Origin of the sequence: Phaeobacter sp. SYSU ZJ3003 (assembly GCF_041300735.1) — a bacterium.
In the GTDB taxonomy this organism is placed as follows: Bacteria; Pseudomonadota; Alphaproteobacteria; order Rhodobacterales; family Rhodobacteraceae; genus Phycobacter; species Phycobacter gallaeciensis_A.
In genome coordinates this window covers 36,889-52,206 of sequence record NZ_PXNU01000028.1, presented here as the reverse complement: position 1 = coordinate 52,206, position 15,318 = coordinate 36,889, and the positions used below count along the sequence as shown (strand labels likewise).

The window sequence follows — 15,318 nt, the reverse complement described above, 5'->3', positions numbered from 1 at the left end:
AAGGCTTACGCAGCCGCATAAAGGCGGGGAGTGACCAGACCGCTGCGCTCAAGTCCGCGCAGGCTTTTGGCGGCGGCCAGAACGGCCAGATCGGCCAGCGGTTCGATCAGGATGACGGTCATGTAAGCTGCACCAAAGGTAAAGACCGAGGCCATGGTTTCGGCGCCGATGCCCTGACCATAGAAGGCCCAGAAAGCGACCCAGCCGACAACGCCTGCCTGATAGGCGGTCGACAGCGCCAGCGCCTGAGAATACTTCAGATCAACATAGGCAGTGTTCGGAGCGATGATCCGCTTGGCCAGTTCCTTCATCGCGAACAGCGGCACCAGCAGCGTGGTCAGGTTGATGAAATACTGCGGCAGATCGATCGGGGCAAAGAACACGCCCTGGATCAGAAGTCCCATCGCCAGACCGAAGGCAGCAGGTGCAGCGCCCAGCAGCAGGAACAGGGTCGAGCCGAGGATGAAGTGAACCTCGGAAACGCCCACAGGGAAATGCGGCAGCACTTCGAAGAAGGTGAAGACGCCGACAGTCGCAATGGCCGAACGCGCCGCAAAGGATGCGATGCCGGAGGTGGCCAGATCTTCCATCGTCTTTTTCGCAGCAAAGCCCATGGCGCCAGCGGCGGTGGCATAGGACAGGGCGATTTTGACGCCGTTTACGATTCCGGGTTCGATATGCATGTTCTGTCTCCTTGCCGCCTCACCCGGCGGCATTACATAGGTTATGTTTGGGCCATGCAGGCCACGTTTTCCAACGGCAGGTCTCCTGACTCGCGGGTCGATGCCGGTCCGGGGCCTTCCCAGTCCTGATAGGGACCAGTGGCTATGCCCGGTGGCTCTCCGCTCACAGTTGCGGGGGCAGTCACGGATTTGGCGCCTGATGGCTACACCTCACCGTGTTCCCTTTTCATCCTTGGGTCTTGGACCCGTCGGAACCTTTGGTCTTTCAGAGATGACACAGCGCTTACAAAGCTGTCAACGTGTCTGGCGCGTCATCCGTGTTTCAATTGCGGCATATGGGCGATCAGCCGGGCAGGTCCTCATCGGCGAGGGGACCATAGAGGATCAGCACCGGTGCCTTGGTCTCCATCGCGCGAAGAACCTCGGGGAGTTCCCCCACCGTGTGGCAGGACAGCGACTGATCCGGGGTCGAAACACCCAGCGCGATCAGCGCGTGCGTCTCGGGCGGCAGCCCGGCCACCAGCAACCGTTCGGCGAGCGCTGCAAAGGTGCGTTTCCCCATGTAGACAACGGTCGTGGCTTCGGGGTCGGCGAGGGCGGCCATATTCAGCCCTTCGGGCAGGCCGCCGGTCACGTCATGGCCGGTGATGAACTGCAGTCGTCGCGCGGTCAGCCGCCGGGTCAGCGGGATATTGGCGGCCGCAGCAGCTGCCGAGGCCGCGGTGACACCGGGCACAATCTCGAAACCGATACCTGCCTGCCGCAGCGCGGAGATTTCCTCTTCCAGACGGCCAAAGACGCCGGAATCACCGGATTTCAGCCGCACCACATGCGCCCCGGTTGCTGCGTATTCGACCAAGAGCTGGCTAACGTGGTCCTGCCGGGGTGAGGGGCGCCCTGCACGTTTGCCCACTCCGACGAGATCGGCGTCCTTGCGCGCATGGATCAGGATCGGCCCCGATGAAAGGTCATCGAACAGAACCGCATCGGCTGCCCCCAGCCGTTTCACCGCCTTGACGGTCAACAGTTCAGGGTCGCCGGGGCCGGAGGAGACGAAACTGACAAAACCGCTCATGATTGCTCTCCGGTGATCAGGTGGAAGAAGGTGCCGGTCACATGGCCGCGTATCGAGCCGGTTTCCGGCACCGGGTTGCCGTCTGCGTCCATCACCCGGGCCAGCGGGGCGTCCGGTTCATCCAGAATGGTCGAATAGTGGAACTCATGCCCGCGCAAAGCGCCGCCCGCCGCAAAGCCCGGCATCGCGGCCTGCAGCACGGCGCGGCGGTAGCCGAGGTGGAATTTCCGCTTTTCATATGAGGTAACAAGCCCAAGAAGCCCGGCCATCCGGTGACGGTTGCCGTCCTTGTCGATCAGGGCTTCACCAAGGGCCATGTATCCGCCGCACTCGCCATGAACGGGGCGGGTCTCGGCGTGTTTGCACAAAGCCGCGCGGAAGGTTTCGGCCGCCGCCAGCCTACCGCCGTGCAGTTCGGGGTATCCACCGGGGAGCCAGATCAGATCGGCATCCGGGGCCGGGGCTTCATCGGCGAGAGGGGAGAAGGGAATGATTTCGGCGCCAGCCGCGCGCCAGCCTTCCAGAAGATGCGGGTAGGTAAAGGAAAACGCCGCATCCCGGGCCAGGGCGATGCGCTGGGCTGGTGGTTTCGGCAGAGTTTCTGAAGCGGGCGCCGCCCCGGCGCGGGCGGCGGATTTGATCGCCTCCAGATCCACGTTTTCACGCAGGAAGGCGGCATAGCCCGTAATCGCGGCCTCAAGATCCGGGTGTTCGACCGCCTGAATGAGGCCAAGGTGGCGTTCGGGCAGGGTCAGGTCGCCACGACGGGGCAGGGAGCCAAGCACGGGAATGCCTGCGCGCTCCATTCCCAGACGGGTCAGCCTTTCGTGGCGCGGGCTGGCAACACGGTTCAGGATCACACCGGCAAAGGGCAGGTCAGGATCATAGGCGCGAAACCCCAGCGCCGTGGCTGCTGCCGATTGCGCCTGACCGCCTACATCCACGACCAGAATGACAGGCCAGCCCATGCGTTTTGCGGTTTCCGCCGAAGAGCCAAAGCCGCTTTGGCCGCGCGTGGCAACGCCATCGTAAAGCCCCATGGAGCCTTCCCCGATGCAGATCTGCGCGCCGTCTGCCTGCTCCGCAACCGCATCCAGAAGGCCGCCATCCATCGCCCAGGTGTCCAGGTTAAAAGAGGCCCGCCCCGCTGCGGCCAGATGAAAGGCCGGATCGATATAATCCGGTCCGCTTTTGAAGGGCTGCACGGCAAGATCATCCTCGGCCAGTGCGCGCAATAGGCCCAGCATCACAGTGGTCTTGCCCGTGCCCGAGGCGGGCGCCGAAATCATCAGACCCGGCGGATAGGATCCGGTCTTGCCCGTTTCAGTCATCGCCTTCGCTCCAATCCGCCCATTGGCTGTCGGCGCTTTGCGGGCGGTAACGCCGGTCATAGTCCTGCGCGTAAAGGCAGCTTTCGTCGAAGTGCTCGGCGCCAAGTGCACGGCCTACGAGGATCAGCGCGGTGCGCCCGCGCGCGCCCTCGGTCGCCTCGATCAATGTGCCGAGTGTGGCCTTGATGATCTTCTGATCTGGCCATGTCGCCCGCCAAACCACTGCGACCGGGCAGTCGTCGCCATAGGCCGGAGAGAGACGCGCCACCACATTGTCCAGCACATGCACCGACAAGTGAATGGCCAGCGTCGCGCCGGTGCGGGCGAAATTCTCCAGCGTTTCGCCTTCGGGCATCGAGGAGGCCCGCCCCGAGGTGCGCGTCAGCACCAGCGATTGCGCAACGCCCGGCAGGGTCAGCTCGGCTCCCAGCGCAGCGGCGCCTGCGGCAAATGCGGGCACGCCGGGGGTTACGTCATAGGGGATGCCCAGATCGCGCAGACGACGCAGTTGCTCGCCCATGGCGGACCAGACCGACAGATCGCCGGAGTGCAGCCGCGCCACGTCCTGCCCCGCCCCATGTGCGGCCTCGATTTCGGCAATGATCTCATCCAGCGACAGGGACGCCGTGTTGATGATCTTGGCGCCCTCCGGGCAGTGCTGCAGCAGCGCCTCGGGCACCAGCGAGCCGGCATAGAGGCAGACGGGGCAGGCGGCGATCAGGTCGCGGCCACGCAGGGTGATCAGGTCGGCAGCACCGGGTCCGGCGCCAATGAAGTGAACGGTCATGAGGTCAGTCTTTCTGCAATGGCCGCAGTGGCAAGGCCATCTGCGGTGACAACGCGGGGAACGAGAAGGCGGGCGGTTGCTGTGGTGCGGCCGTGGCATGCGCCGCAGAGGGCAGCAGCTTCGGCCAGCGATCCGGTTGCGAACCGGGTTTTGATACGGGGCGACATGGTCGGCGTTTCAAGGCCAGCAATCGCCTCTTCCGACAGGGCGATCATCGGCAGGTTCAACTCGGCGGCAAGGGCTTGAAAGGCGGGGCTTTCCACTTTCGCTGCGAGTGAGGCGAGCGCATCGGGCTGATGCTCGGTCAGCGCCAGGGCGGCGCGCAGGTCGGCAACGGTCGCCGCTTTGCGAAATCCCAGACCCGCGACCTTCATCGTGTGACGCTCCACTGGATGACGGGACGTGCGCGCTCCCAGCCGCGCATGGAGCCAAGCGGCCCGGCTTCGGCCAGTTCCACCTTCATCAGATTCCCGCCGCGTGTGGCATGGGCCTGCATCAGCAGGGTCTCGGTCTCTAGTGTCACGCCATTGGCGACGATCCGCGTGCCCTCGGGCAGCACTTGCCACAGATGATCCAGCAAGGCCTGTGAGCCACCGCCGCCGATGAAAACGCAATCGGGTCTTTTCTGTCCATCCAACACATCCGGCGCGCGGCCCAGAACCGGTTTCATGCGGTGTTCAATCCCGAACCGTTCGGCATTGGTGTGGATGTTGATGAGGCGGTCAGCGCGCGGCTCGAAGGTGATGGCGCGGGCACCGGGGGCCGCAAGACACCATTCCACCGAAACCGAACCGGATCCGCCACCAATATCCCACAGCAGTTCGCCTGCGCGGGGCGAAAGGGCCGATAATGTCAGGGCACGGATGGGGCGTTTGGTGATCTGCCCGTCGCTCTGGAACAGATCGTCGGGCAAGCCGCTGGCGCGGGGCAGGCCCGTGCTGCCCGCCACCTGAAGCGCGGCCACCACGGGGGCAGCGATGCCAGTCAGGTCAAAGGTATCTGCGCGACTGCTGCGCACTTGGGCGCGGGGCCCGCCCAGCGCCTCCATCACCTTCAGCGTTGTTGCGCCGAATCCCTGCGTGGTAAGCCAATCGGCCAGCGCGGCAGGACTATTGCCATCTCGAAGCGTGCAGATGATCCGGGCTCCGGCTGCCAGCACAGGGGTCAGCCGAGCGAAGGGGGCAGCATGAAGGCCAAGGCAAAGTGTCTCCTCCAGTTTCCAACCCAAGGTATTTGCCGCCAGAGCAAAGCAGGAGGGGGCAGGGTGCGATACCCATTCATCCGGGCTGAGATGCGCCACTAGCGATCCACCCGCGCCGTGCCAGAAGGGATCGCCCGAGGCCAGCACCACGGCGCGTTGACCGCGCGCATCAAGCACGGGATCGATGGAAAAGGGTACCGGCCAGGGCTGGCCACGATCACCTGCCTGCACCAGGTCCAGATGGCGGGGGCCGCCAAAGATCACCTCGGCCTCGTCCAGCGCCTTCCGGCTTGCATTCGCCAGCCCAGCCGGTCCATCGTCGCCGAGGCCGACAATGGTCAGCCATTGTTTCACAAGAGGATCAGACATGACGCGCATCCTGCTTCTGGGAGGCACCACCGAAGCCTCGCGCCTTGCCGAGGCACTGGCCGAGGCCGGGATGGATGCGGTGTTCTCCTATGCGGGCCGCACGGCGCGTCCCGTCACCCAGCCGCTGCCACTGCGCGTCGGGGGCTTTGGCGGGGGCGAGGGCTTGGCGGCTTTCCTTCAGGCCGAAGGGATCACCCATGTGATCGATGCAACGCACCCCTTTGCCGCGCAGATGAGTGCCAATGCGGTCTATGCCTGTGAACTGGCGAATGTGGCGCTTTGTGCATTGGAGCGCCCCGCATGGCAGGCGCAGTTGAGCGACGACTGGCGCCATGTGGACAACTTGGCCGAGGCGGTTGAGGCGTTGCCGGAAGTGGGGGCGCGAGTCTTCCTGGCGATCGGCAAACAGAACCTCGCTGCCTTTGCTGGCAAACCCGGAAACCACTATCTGTTGCGGCTGGTGGACCCGCCCGAAGGCCAGATTCCCCTGCCGGACAAGACCGTTGAAATCGCGCGTGGCCCGTTTGATGTGGCGGGGGATCGGGCACTGATGCAGGCCCATGGTATTACCCATATTGTTTCCAAGAACGCCGGTGGTTCCGGTGCCGAAGCCAAGCTGCAGGCGGCGCGCGATTTGGGGTTGCCGGTGATCATGATCGCCCGCCCGAAGGTGCCGCAGCGCCTGACCTTTGGAGCCGTGCCTGCGGTCATGGCGTGGTTGTCTGGCCGCCCGGATCACGGGATCGAACCTTCTGCGTAGCGGGGCGTGTAGACGTGCCGCCCGATGGCCCGCGTGTCGCGGTTGCCAACGATCACCATGGTGCGCATGTCCGCCATTTCCGGCCGTGCGTCCTTCAGCGCGACGGTGGTGATCTCCTGCGTCGGCTTGGTGACGTCCCGGGCAAAGCTGATCAGCGTGTCTTCTCCGCAGGCGGCGCGCAGGATCTCAAGCGCGCGGGCGAACTGGTGAGGACGGGACTGGGAGCGTGGATTGTAAAAGGCCATGGCAAAGCCCGCTTCACCTGCCGCGCGCAGGCGGGATTCGATCAGCGACCAGGGTTTCAGATTGTCGGAAAGGTTGATCGCCGCGAAATCGTGCCCGAGCGGCGCACCGATCTGGGCGGCGGCAGCCAGCATGGCGGTAATGCCGGGAAGCACGCGGATCTCAAGCTCCAGCCAGTCGTTCGGCCCAGCCTCAAGCGCCTCGAACACGGCGGAGGCCATGGCAAAGACACCGGGATCGCCAGAGGACACAACGACAACGCGGCGTCCCGCAGCGGCCATCTCAAGCGCATGGGTGGCGCGGTCGACCTCGACCCGGTTATCCGAAGCATGAAGCACCAGCCCGTCGCGCGGCGCGATGCGTTTCACGTAAGGGATATAGCCGATGATATCTGTTGCGGCGTCGATGGCATCGCGCACCTCTTGGGTCACCAGCGCCTCATCCCCCGGGCCAAGGCCCGCGACGACCAGCCATCCGGTTTCTGTCGCTTGCGTCATGGCCGACGTCCCTGTCCGTGTACCAGCACGATCGAGAAGTAAGGCACCTCGCCGCTCACCTCTGTCAGCTTTTGCACGCTCTGTGTCGGCATGGTGCCGCGTTCCACCAGCCAAGCATCGTCGAGCTTGCCCGCCGCCTGCAGCGCGCGGCGCAGTTTGGGCAGGTTGCGGCCGATCTTCATCACCACCAGCGCGTCGGTTCCGCGCGCGCGCTCGGTCAACTCTTCCTCGCTGAGGGTGGCCATCGCGACGGTCAACACGTCATCGCCCCAGGTGATCGGCTGATCCGTGGCGGTCCAGCAGCCGGACATGCCGGTGATGCCGGGGATGATGTCCACTTCGGCGCGGGCCTGAAGGCGGCTGTGCAGATGCATGAAGGAGCCATAGAGGAAAGGATCGCCTTCGCAGAGGACAACGACGTCGTCGGTCCGGGCGATCTCTTCCAGCCGGTTGGCCCATTGATCGTAGAATTCCGACAGCAGGCGATTGTATTCGGGATCGGAGAAATGGATCTCCGTTGTTACCGGATATTCCATCGCATGTTCCTTCACCGTGTCTGGCAGCAGATGTTCGACGATGGCCCGGGCCTGCCCCTTGCGGCCTGCCTTGCGGAAATAGGCGATGTGGCGCGCGCCGGTGATGGCGCGGTGCGACTTAACACTCATCAGGTCCGGATCGCCGGGGCCGAGGCCTGCACAGATAACTTTGCCCATGGTTATTCTTTCCAGCTGGCCAGCGCGTTGACGGCTGCTACGGTGATGGCCGATCCGCCAAGGCGGCCCTTCACGATCATAGACGGCACGGGAAGGTCCTGCATCAGCGCCTCCTTGGATTCCATGGCGCCGACAAAGCCGACTGGGCAGCCGATGATGGCCGCGGGGCGCGGGCAGGCGGGATCCTTCAGCATATTAAGAAGATGAAACAGTGCGGTCGGGGCATTGCCGATGGCGACCACGGCACCGTCGAGTTTTGGGCGCCACAGCTCCAGTGCGGCGGCGGAGCGGGTGTTGCCCATCTCCTTGGCCATGTTCTGCACCTTCGGATCGCGCAGGGTGCAGATCACTTCGTTGTTCGCGGGAAGGCGCGGGCGGGTGATGCCTTCGCTGACCATATAGGCATCGCAGAGGATCGGCGCCCCCGCCGCCAGCGCCGCGCGGGCGGTTTCGGCCATGCCGGGGGAAAAGCGGATATGCTCCTCGAGCCCCACCATTCCGGCGGCATGGATCATGCGTACGACGACGCTTTCCTCATCGCGGGTGAAGCGGCCCAGATCGGCCTCGGCCCGGATGGTGGCAAAGCTTTCGGCGTAGATCCTGGCGCCATCGGTTTCATAGGTGTGGAGCATGTCAGCTGCCCTCTGTCAGAAGTTCGGGAGCGGCGCGCAGGTCGCGGGCGCTCAGGCGGTGTTTAATGGGCTGATCGGCGGCAGAACCGTTGCGGATCAGGGTGAAGGTGTCATTGGCAGTGGCGGTCAGGGTCAGCGGCGCAGGGCCAGGATGGGCGCAGCCCTTGGCGCAGCCGGAGACATGTAGATGGGCGTCTTCCGGCACATGCGGCGCCAGATCGTGGGCCAGATTGCGGGTCGCCGACAGCGCCTGCAGGCAGCCGGGCGCCCCGGTGCAGGCGCTCACCCGCAGGCGCGGATCCGCTGCGTCCAGGATCAGGCCGGGCAGGGGAGCGATATTGCTGGCACCTTCGATCAACAGCATCCGCCAGGGCGTGAGGCGCAGGGCGCCGTGATCGGCAAGTGATGTGAGCGTGCCCGCTAACATTTGGCCAAATTCCAGCGCAACCAACTGGCCTGCGCCCGTTTGGCCCGGCCTAGCAGCCGAAGAAGCCACGTTGGCGACCAAGCTATAGCCTGATGGAAGTGGTGTGCCTTTGGCTAGGTGCTGCCTCATCCGCCCGCGCCCATCGGGTGCACCACCTGTGTCAAGGAACCATCGGGCGAGGTTCAGTGCCTCGGGGACGGCGGTTTCCCGTGTCACGGACAGGCCAAGCTCGGCGCCATCGGGGCGCAGGATCAGGCCCGATGCATCGCGCTCGATACGGATGTCAGCAGCAGCGTCCCGCAGAACGGGCACTGTGCCACAGTCCACGGCAAATCCGAATTTCCCCGGCAATGTCAGATTCGTGGCCGCCGTCAGAGCGGAGGCCAAACGCCGTGCAATCACCGCGCGGTCGTCGCCTTCTGTCCAGAAGGGTGTCAGCAACACATTGTGCCGTGCTTCGGCAGCCTCATCTGTATCGAGAAGCCCAAGATCCCGTAGGCCAGAGAGCAGCGCAGCGTGGCTGTAGTCCTTGACACCGCGCATCTGCAGGTTGGCTCGGGCTGACAGGTCGAGAAGGCCATTGCCATGTCGCCGGGACAGTTCAGCGACGCCGCGGGCCTGATCGGGGGTGAGCCTCCCCATGGGGGCGCGCAGGCGCACCACCAGCCCGTCGCCCGACATCATTGGGCGCAGGGCGCCGGGGCACCAACCGTAGACTATTGGGGCTGCGCTCATGGTGCGCCCTCCAACTCGGCGATGATCGAATTGCGCCGGGTGACCCACAGACCAGCCTCAGCCAGGGCGCGGAAGCGGTCGCGCAGGGCGGCCAGCGCGTTGGGGTTCTCCCGCTCCAGGAACTCCACGAGATCTTCGCGACCCAGGGTGGCCTCGAAGTAGAGGTCAAACAGGTGTGGCGGCACTGCCTGTGCCAGATGGGCAAAGGCCGCCATGTGATCGAGCGTTGCAGCAATCTCGGCGCCGCCGCGAAAGCCATGGCGCATCATCGAAGTCGCCCAATCCGGGTTGGCGGCGCGGGCGCGGGTGACGCGGGCGATTTCCTCGCTTAGGGAGCGTGCCTGCGGTGTATCAGGGCGGGTGGCGTCCATATGGTATAGTACGGGCGCTTTTTGCCCGATACGGGCCATGGCGGCGGCAAAGCCTGCCTCATGCGCAGCGTAGTCCGAGGCCACGAGGAGGTCCGTTTCCGGCAGGTCCTGAAGGTGTACGAAACTGTCGGCGCCTTTCAGGCGATCCTCCAGTGCTACGCGCGCCTCGGCAATCTCGCCCTTGGCGTCGATGGCATGGGAGGAGGCATTGAGCCAGGCCTCGCCCGCGGCGGCGCGGGCCTCGTCCGAGTAATCGTCCAGATGTGCGCCCATGGAGAGACCGTATTGGCCGGGTTTCGGGCCAAAGACGCGCGGCGCCTCTGCCAAATAGGGGTTATCGGCCTTGGCTTCGTCCCGGTTCGCCAGAGCGGCGGCGGCGGTCTCGAACATCTGGGCAAGGCCGGGAAAGACATCGCGGAACAGGCCCGAAACGCGCAAGGTGACATCAATGCGGGGACGGTTCAGCATGGAAAGCGGCAGAACCTCGAAGCCCGAGACCCGTTCGGAGCCTTCGTTCCATTTCGGCGCAAGGCCTGCAAGATGCAGCGCCATGGCGAATTCCTCGCCCGCGGTGCGCATGGTGGCCGATCCCCAGAGATCGATCACCAGCCCCTTTGGCCAGTCGCCGTGGTCCTGAAGATGGCGGCGCAGCAGCTCTTCTGCCAGCTTGACCCCCTGTGCATGCGCCGCCCGCGAGGGCACCGCCCGTGGATCGGTGGTAAAGAGGTTGCGCCCGGTGGGGATCACGTCCGTGCGGCCGCGAAACGGAGAACCAGAGGGGCCGGGGGCCACCAACCGCCCAGAAAGCGCATCCATGACCCCGGCGATTTCCTGCGCACCGCACTGACCGGTGCCAAAGATGTGCAGGCCCTCGCCGTATTGGCTTTCCTTGATGTCGCAGACAAAGGCATCGATGCGGGTGATCGCCTCGGTAGCGGAGCAGTCGGGGGTGAGGCCCAGATCCGCCTCGACACCGGTGCCTTGCGCCTCGGCGCGGATATCTTCGATCAGACGGTCGCGGCGGGCAGGGTCCAGTCCATCGGCGGTTGAATACTCATCCAAGAGGCTTTCCAGCCGCGCCATGCCATCGGGCAGGCTGGTCTGCGCCAGTGGCGGCGGCAGGTGGCCCACGGTCACACCGGCGATGCGCCGTTTGGCTTGTGCGGCCTCGCCGGGATCGTTGACGATGAAGGGATAGATCACTGGCAGGGCACCGATCAGCGCCTCGGGCCAGCAGGCGGACGACAGGGCGACCGCCTTTCCGGGCAGCCATTCCAGCGTGCCATGGGCGCCGATGTGAAGGACGGCGTCAACCTGTGTCTGGAGCCAGAGGTAGAAGGCCACATAGGCATGGCGCGGGGTGCGCTCCAGATCGTGATAGTCGTCGACGCGGGTCGTAACCTCGCCGCGTTCGGGTTGCAGGGCGATAATGGTCTTGCCTGCGGTGAGGGCCTTCAGGTGGAAGGCGCCGTCGCGCAGGTCTGGGTCTTCCTCCGGCGCGCCCCAGGCCGCCTTGAGGTCGGTTTGCAAGGGGTCGGGAAGCGTTTTCAGAGCCGCCTTGTAGTCCGCCAGCGGCAAGGCGATGCGCTCCTCTACGAGGCGGGCACCAAGATCGCCTGTCCCCGTGACGCTGTAGCCCTGATCTGCCAGAGCGCCCAGTAGCTGTTCGCAGGAAGCCAGCGCATCAAGGCCCACCGCATGGGCGATGTTGTAGGCGCGCCCCGGGTAGGTGGAAAGCACCAGCGCGAGACGCTTGTCGCGGTTTTCCAGTTGCGCCAGCCGCAGCCAGCCTTCGATCCGGTCCACGGCGGCGCGCACGCGGCCCGGATCGGCGCGGTGGGCAAAGCGCGAATACTGGAGGTCGGGGTCTTTCTTGGAAGGCGCCTTGAAGCTGACCACGCCCGCCATGATACGGCCATCCACCTCGGGCAGGACCACATGCATGGCAAGGTCAGCGGGCGACAGGCCCCGCGCCGCCTCGGCCCAGTCCTTGCGCCGCGCGGTGGAGAGCGCCACCTGAAACACCGGACAGCCAGTCACGCTGAGCGGCGAGGGGCGCCCGTCTGAGCCTTGCGCGGAAAAGGCGGTGGCGTTGATGATGGCGGCGGGGGCAAGCCGGGGGAGTTCCGCTCCCAGCCAATCGGCGGCTGCGGGGGCCTTGAGGCTGGCGGCAAAGGTGCCATAGGCGGCATAGCCGCGCGCGCGCAGCTCGGCGATCAGCGCATCCACCGGGGCGGTGTCTGCCGAAGTCAGGTAAGAGCGGTAGAAACTGACCAGCACCAGCGGCCTGTCCTCTTGGGGGATCTGCGCGATCACGCCCCGATCAGGGTCGTAGTAACCATAGTCGGGCGTTGTCTTCATCCCCGGAACCGGGCCCGCGTATAGGCCCGCTGCCAGGGCAAGCTGTGCCAGGGCCGCTTGGGCTGCGACCGCGCCGCCTGCATCGCACAGCGTCTGAAGACGCCGCAGGGTCGAGACCGGCAATGTAGAGAGTTCGTCAAGCCGCGGATCCTCGCGCCCGTCGGCGGGCAGGATCGCGAGGGCGATCCCCTTGCGACGGGCCAGATCCTGCAGGGTGGCAAGCCCGTATGACCAGTAGCTTTCGCCGCCAATGAGGCGCACCAGAACACCCTTGGCGCCTTCCAGCGTCTGTTCGGCGTAGGTGTCCACCGAGAGGGGATGTTTCAGCGCCACCAGATTGGCAAGGCGGCAGGAGGGCAGCTTGCCCTTTGCGCGATGCCAGCCCGCCGCAAAGGCGCCCAGATCGCTGTCGGAAAAGGACAGAACGATCAGCTCCGCCGGATCCTGCCCAACGTCAAAGGGCGTATCGGTTTCTTCAAGGCCGTGACTTTCGCGAAAGACGACATGCATGGGTCAGCTCCACCCGATCTGATCGGATACGCCGAGGACGGCCCACTGCCGCGGGTGGGGGCAAAGCCCCCGCCCATGGGGGCGGTCGGGGGCTGTCCGGTCTTTCGACCGGACGAGACAGCAGTTTTTGCCCCAGTCTTGCACCGAACTCAGGCTCCCAGATCCGCGTGGATGCCGGTCACATCGATATCGTCGTGTTCGGCAATCACCACCAGTTGGGTCTTGCGCGGCTGGGCGCCCCAGGGTTGGTCGTATTGGGCGCGCAGCCGTTCGCCCACCGCCTGAACCAGCATGCGCATCGGTTTCCCTTCCACCGCGACATAGCCTTTGACGCGCAGAATTTTGCGGTTGCGGGCCATGTTGACGATGCGGTCCTGCAGGTCCTGCGGGTCGGAGACTTCGCCCATTTCAACGACGATGCTTTCAAAGTCATCATGCTCGTGATCGTGGTGGCCATCGTGATGACTGGGGCGGGCCTCCAGATCGTCTTCCGCCGCCGCGCCGATCCCCAGCACCACACGCGGATCGATCACGCCTTCGCTCATCGGCAGGATCGGCAGTTGGCGCGGGGCTTCGGCTTCGATTACGGCACGGGCCTTGGCAAGGCCTTCTTCCCCGGCAAGGTCCGCCTTGGACAGAAGCACGATATCTGCACACGAGATCTGGTCCTCGAAGACTTCGGACAGCGGGGTTTCATGATCCAGACTGTCGTCCGCTTCGCGCTGGGCCTGCACGGCGTCAAGATCCGGGGCGAATTGCCCTGCGGCGACGGCTTCGGCGTCAGCCAGGGCAATGACCCCGTCTACGGTGATGCGCGAGCGGATCGCGGGCCAGTCAAAGGCTTTCAGCAGCGGTTTCGGCAGCGCCAGCCCGGAGGTTTCAATCAGGATATGTTCGGGCGTTTCCGGCAGCGCCATCAGGGCCTCGATCGTGGGGATGAAATCGTCCGCCACGGTGCAGCAGATGCAGCCGTTCGCCAGCTCCACGATATTGTTTTCCGGGCAGTTTTCATCGGCGCAGGATTTCAGGATGTCGCCGTCCACGCCTGCGGTGCCGAATTCATTGACCAGCACGGCCAGACGTTTGCCCTGTGGGTTTTGCATCAGGTGGCGGATCAACGTGGTCTTGCCCGCGCCGAGAAAGCCGGTCACCACGGTGACGGGAATTTTGTTGAGATCGCTCATCGGTTACTCCTCGGATGGGCTGTCACCCGGCTGGGGTGCCGGGGGAATGCGGGCGATGGATTGCTTGCGAAAGACCTGCGGGCGGGCGCGCCAAGGGACCAGACCGTCGTCGGTCGCGGCATAGGCCGCCGCGCCTTGCAGGATGTCATCAACGTGTTGATCGGGATCCAGATCGCCGTAGATGTAGCTCCAGCGCTCCGTGCCGCCGCTCAGCACCATGGAACAACCGCGCTTGCAGGCGGACAGGCATTCGACGCCGCGCACCGAAACCCCATCGGGCAGGTCGGCGGCGCTCAGCGCCTGCAGCAACAGGGTGCCGGACCGGGTGGCTTCGGGATCAACGCCTTCGCGCTTGCAGGTGGTGCAGATGGTCAGGGTGACCTCTGGGCTACCTTTGGGGGGCTGTTCAGCCGTATCCTTCGCCATTGGCGGGCGTCTCCTTGCGTCCTGTCAGACAGACGGGGAGAGGCCAGAGGGGAGCCGTATGGATGAATCGGCTCTCATCCGGTCGCGGCACACCCCGTCCGCCCGTAGATTAAGTCTGTTGGCAGGTCTCCCGGCTTGCGGATCTCAAGGCCGCCGCATTGCTGCGGGGTCTTTGCGGTTCTCCGGCCTTCCCGGTGTTACCCAGTGGCGTGGAGACCTCTCCGGTCACGGTCGCGGGGGCGGCTGTGCTTGGGCCAGATGGCCGTGTCACATTCCCTCTTCGCCTGCTTTCGCAGGAACCAACAAAATCCCCTTGCGCTATTGCGGGCTTCCTTGTCAAGACATGGTGCCAAACTGCAGGAGGGCACTTGGTGACCGAAAAGTCTGATAACGGCATTTCCGAGGAAGAAGCGGCACGGCACGCGTCCAAGATGGCGAAAAAGAAAGCGGCGCGTGACCGCATGATGGCCAATAAGGACGGTGAAAAGGGGCTGATCATCGTCCACACCGGCCCCGGCAAGGGCAAGTCCAGCTCGGGATTCGGCATGATCATGCGCTGCATCGCCCACGGCATGCCATCCGCCGTGGTGCAGTTCATCAAGGGCGCCTGGCAGACCGGCGAACGCACCCTGATCGAGGAGCATTTCGGCGATCTGTGCCAGTTCTACGCGATGGGCGAAGGGTTCACTTGGGAAACGCAGGATAAGGCCCGCGATATCGCAGCAGCCCGCGCAGGCTGGGAAAAGGCCAAGGAAATGATCCTGGATGAGCGCAACACCATGGTTTTGCTCGATGAAATCAATATCGCGCTGCGCTATGAATATCTGGATCTGGATGAGGTTCTGGAGTTTCTGGTTGAGCAGAAACCACCGATGACTCATGTGGTTCTGACCGGACGCAACGCCAAGGAAGAGCTGATCGAGATCGCGGATCTGGTGACCGAGATGGGCCAGATCAAACATCCTTTCCGCGCCGGGATCAAGGCGCAGAAAGGGGTGGAGTTCTGAGGCTGC

General features: G+C 64.7%; 15 protein-coding genes and 2 riboswitches. Of the genes, 2 read left to right on the top strand and 13 right to left on the bottom strand.

Annotated features, from left to right (window positions below; all coding sequences use genetic code 11):
* Positions 1-5 precede the first annotated feature (5 nt).
* From C6W91_RS11155 to cbiE, 6 genes are all read right to left on the bottom strand, one after another.
* Positions 6-683 (bottom strand): energy-coupling factor ABC transporter permease, encoded by a 678-nt coding sequence (locus tag C6W91_RS11155; RefSeq protein WP_274837413.1) that lies wholly within the window; start codon positions 681-683, stop codon positions 6-8.
* Between the two features lie 57 nt (positions 684-740).
* Positions 741-957: riboswitch (cobalamin riboswitch) on the bottom strand.
* A 69-nt stretch (positions 958-1,026) separates the two neighbouring features.
* On the bottom strand, positions 1,027-1,758 hold the full coding sequence (gene cobA, locus C6W91_RS11150) for a uroporphyrinogen-III C-methyltransferase (protein ID WP_274866674.1): 732 nt from the start codon (positions 1,756-1,758) through the stop codon (positions 1,027-1,029).
* Positions 1,755-3,089, bottom strand: coding sequence for a cobyrinate a,c-diamide synthase (locus tag C6W91_RS11145; RefSeq protein ID WP_274866673.1), 1,335 nt, complete (start codon positions 3,087-3,089; stop codon positions 1,755-1,757). The genes cobA and C6W91_RS11145 overlap by 4 nt, the downstream gene beginning before the upstream one ends.
* Positions 3,082-3,876, bottom strand: a complete 795-nt coding sequence (gene cobM / locus C6W91_RS11140) for a precorrin-4 C(11)-methyltransferase (protein WP_274866672.1) — start codon at positions 3,874-3,876, stop codon at positions 3,082-3,084. The genes C6W91_RS11145 and cobM overlap by 8 nt, the downstream gene beginning before the upstream one ends.
* The gene (locus C6W91_RS11135; RefSeq protein WP_274866671.1) at positions 3,873-4,250 is read right to left on the bottom strand and encodes a cobalamin biosynthesis protein; all 378 of its coding nucleotides are present in this window, start codon (positions 4,248-4,250) and stop codon (positions 3,873-3,875) included. Before C6W91_RS11135 ends, cobM begins: the two co-directional genes overlap by 4 nt.
* Positions 4,247-5,446 carry a precorrin-6y C5,15-methyltransferase (decarboxylating) subunit CbiE gene (gene cbiE / locus C6W91_RS11130; protein WP_274866670.1) on the bottom strand — a complete coding sequence of 400 codons (1,200 nt, stop codon included), beginning with the start codon at positions 5,444-5,446 and terminating at the stop codon, positions 4,247-4,249. Before cbiE ends, C6W91_RS11135 begins: the two co-directional genes overlap by 4 nt.
* On the opposite strand from cbiE, the gene C6W91_RS11125 reads away from it, so the two are divergent.
* Entirely contained in the window at positions 5,445-6,206 is a 762-nt protein-coding gene (locus C6W91_RS11125) for a cobalt-precorrin-6A reductase (RefSeq protein ID WP_274866669.1), read from the top strand. The genes cbiE and C6W91_RS11125 overlap by 2 nt on opposite strands.
* Here the strand turns inward: C6W91_RS11125 and cobJ are convergent.
* The 7 genes from cobJ to C6W91_RS11090 form a co-directional block, all read right to left on the bottom strand.
* Positions 6,182-6,946, bottom strand: coding sequence for a precorrin-3B C(17)-methyltransferase (gene cobJ / locus C6W91_RS11120; RefSeq protein WP_370570821.1), 765 nt, complete (start codon positions 6,944-6,946; stop codon positions 6,182-6,184). The two genes, C6W91_RS11125 and cobJ, sit on opposite strands and share 25 nt — an antisense overlap.
* On the bottom strand, positions 6,943-7,659 hold the full coding sequence (gene cobI / locus C6W91_RS11115) for a precorrin-2 C(20)-methyltransferase (protein WP_274866667.1): 717 nt from the start codon (positions 7,657-7,659) through the stop codon (positions 6,943-6,945). The genes cobJ and cobI overlap by 4 nt, the downstream gene beginning before the upstream one ends.
* 2 nt (positions 7,660-7,661) lie before the next feature.
* Positions 7,662-8,291 (bottom strand): precorrin-8X methylmutase, encoded by a 630-nt coding sequence (locus C6W91_RS11110; protein WP_274866666.1) that lies wholly within the window; start codon positions 8,289-8,291, stop codon positions 7,662-7,664.
* Between the two features lies 1 nt (position 8,292).
* Positions 8,293-9,453 (bottom strand): precorrin-3B synthase, encoded by a 1,161-nt coding sequence (cobG, locus tag C6W91_RS11105; RefSeq protein ID WP_370570820.1) that lies wholly within the window; start codon positions 9,451-9,453, stop codon positions 8,293-8,295.
* Positions 9,450-12,695 (bottom strand): cobaltochelatase subunit CobN, encoded by a 3,246-nt coding sequence (cobN, locus tag C6W91_RS11100; protein WP_274866664.1) that lies wholly within the window; start codon positions 12,693-12,695, stop codon positions 9,450-9,452. The genes cobG and cobN overlap by 4 nt, the downstream gene beginning before the upstream one ends.
* Before the next feature lie 149 nt (positions 12,696-12,844).
* Positions 12,845-13,879 (bottom strand): cobalamin biosynthesis protein CobW, encoded by a 1,035-nt coding sequence (cobW, locus tag C6W91_RS11095; protein WP_274866663.1) that lies wholly within the window; start codon positions 13,877-13,879, stop codon positions 12,845-12,847.
* 3 nt (positions 13,880-13,882) lie between these two features.
* A complete protein-coding gene (locus tag C6W91_RS11090; protein WP_274866662.1) occupies positions 13,883-14,305 on the bottom strand; it encodes a DUF1636 domain-containing protein in 423 nt (140 codons plus the stop codon).
* A gap of 102 nt (positions 14,306-14,407) precedes the next feature.
* A riboswitch (cobalamin riboswitch) is annotated at positions 14,408-14,624 on the bottom strand.
* A 52-nt stretch (positions 14,625-14,676) separates the two neighbouring features.
* Between C6W91_RS11090 and cobO the strand changes: the two genes are divergently transcribed.
* The gene (gene cobO, locus C6W91_RS11085) at positions 14,677-15,312 is read left to right on the top strand and encodes a cob(I)yrinic acid a,c-diamide adenosyltransferase (protein WP_274829575.1); all 636 of its coding nucleotides are present in this window, start codon (positions 14,677-14,679) and stop codon (positions 15,310-15,312) included.
* The last annotated feature ends 6 nt before the right edge of the window (positions 15,313-15,318 follow it).

Excerpts from the sequence above, each read along its gene's own strand:
- C6W91_RS11135 (WP_274866671.1), bottom strand. The coding sequence starts at position 4,250 with ATGAAGGTCGCGGGTCTGGGATTTCGCAAAGCGGCGACCGTTGCCGAC.
- cobM (WP_274866672.1), bottom strand. The coding sequence starts at position 3,876 with ATGACCGTTCACTTCATTGGCGCCGGACCCGGTGCTGCCGACCTGATC.
- C6W91_RS11145 (WP_274866673.1), bottom strand. The coding sequence starts at position 3,089 with ATGACTGAAACGGGCAAGACCGGATCCTATCCGCCGGGTCTGATGATT.
- C6W91_RS11110 (WP_274866666.1), bottom strand. The coding sequence starts at position 8,291 with ATGCTCCACACCTATGAAACCGATGGCGCCAGGATCTACGCCGAAAGC.
- cobA (WP_274866674.1), bottom strand. The coding sequence starts at position 1,758 with ATGAGCGGTTTTGTCAGTTTCGTCTCCTCCGGCCCCGGCGACCCTGAA.
- cobG (WP_370570820.1), bottom strand. The coding sequence starts at position 9,453 with ATGAGCGCAGCCCCAATAGTCTACGGTTGGTGCCCCGGCGCCCTGCGC.
- cobN (WP_274866664.1), bottom strand. The coding sequence starts at position 12,695 with ATGCATGTCGTCTTTCGCGAAAGTCACGGCCTTGAAGAAACCGATACG.
- C6W91_RS11155 (WP_274837413.1), bottom strand. The coding sequence starts at position 683 with ATGCATATCGAACCCGGAATCGTAAACGGCGTCAAAATCGCCCTGTCC.
- cobI (WP_274866667.1), bottom strand. The coding sequence starts at position 7,659 with ATGGGCAAAGTTATCTGTGCAGGCCTCGGCCCCGGCGATCCGGACCTG.
- C6W91_RS11125 (WP_274866669.1), top strand. The coding sequence starts at position 5,445 with ATGACGCGCATCCTGCTTCTGGGAGGCACCACCGAAGCCTCGCGCCTT.
- cobJ (WP_370570821.1), bottom strand. The coding sequence starts at position 6,946 with ATGACGCAAGCGACAGAAACCGGATGGCTGGTCGTCGCGGGCCTTGGC.
- C6W91_RS11090 (WP_274866662.1), bottom strand. The coding sequence starts at position 14,305 with ATGGCGAAGGATACGGCTGAACAGCCCCCCAAAGGTAGCCCAGAGGTC.
- cobW (WP_274866663.1), bottom strand. The coding sequence starts at position 13,879 with ATGAGCGATCTCAACAAAATTCCCGTCACCGTGGTGACCGGCTTTCTC.
- cbiE (WP_274866670.1), bottom strand. The coding sequence starts at position 5,446 with ATGTCTGATCCTCTTGTGAAACAATGGCTGACCATTGTCGGCCTCGGC.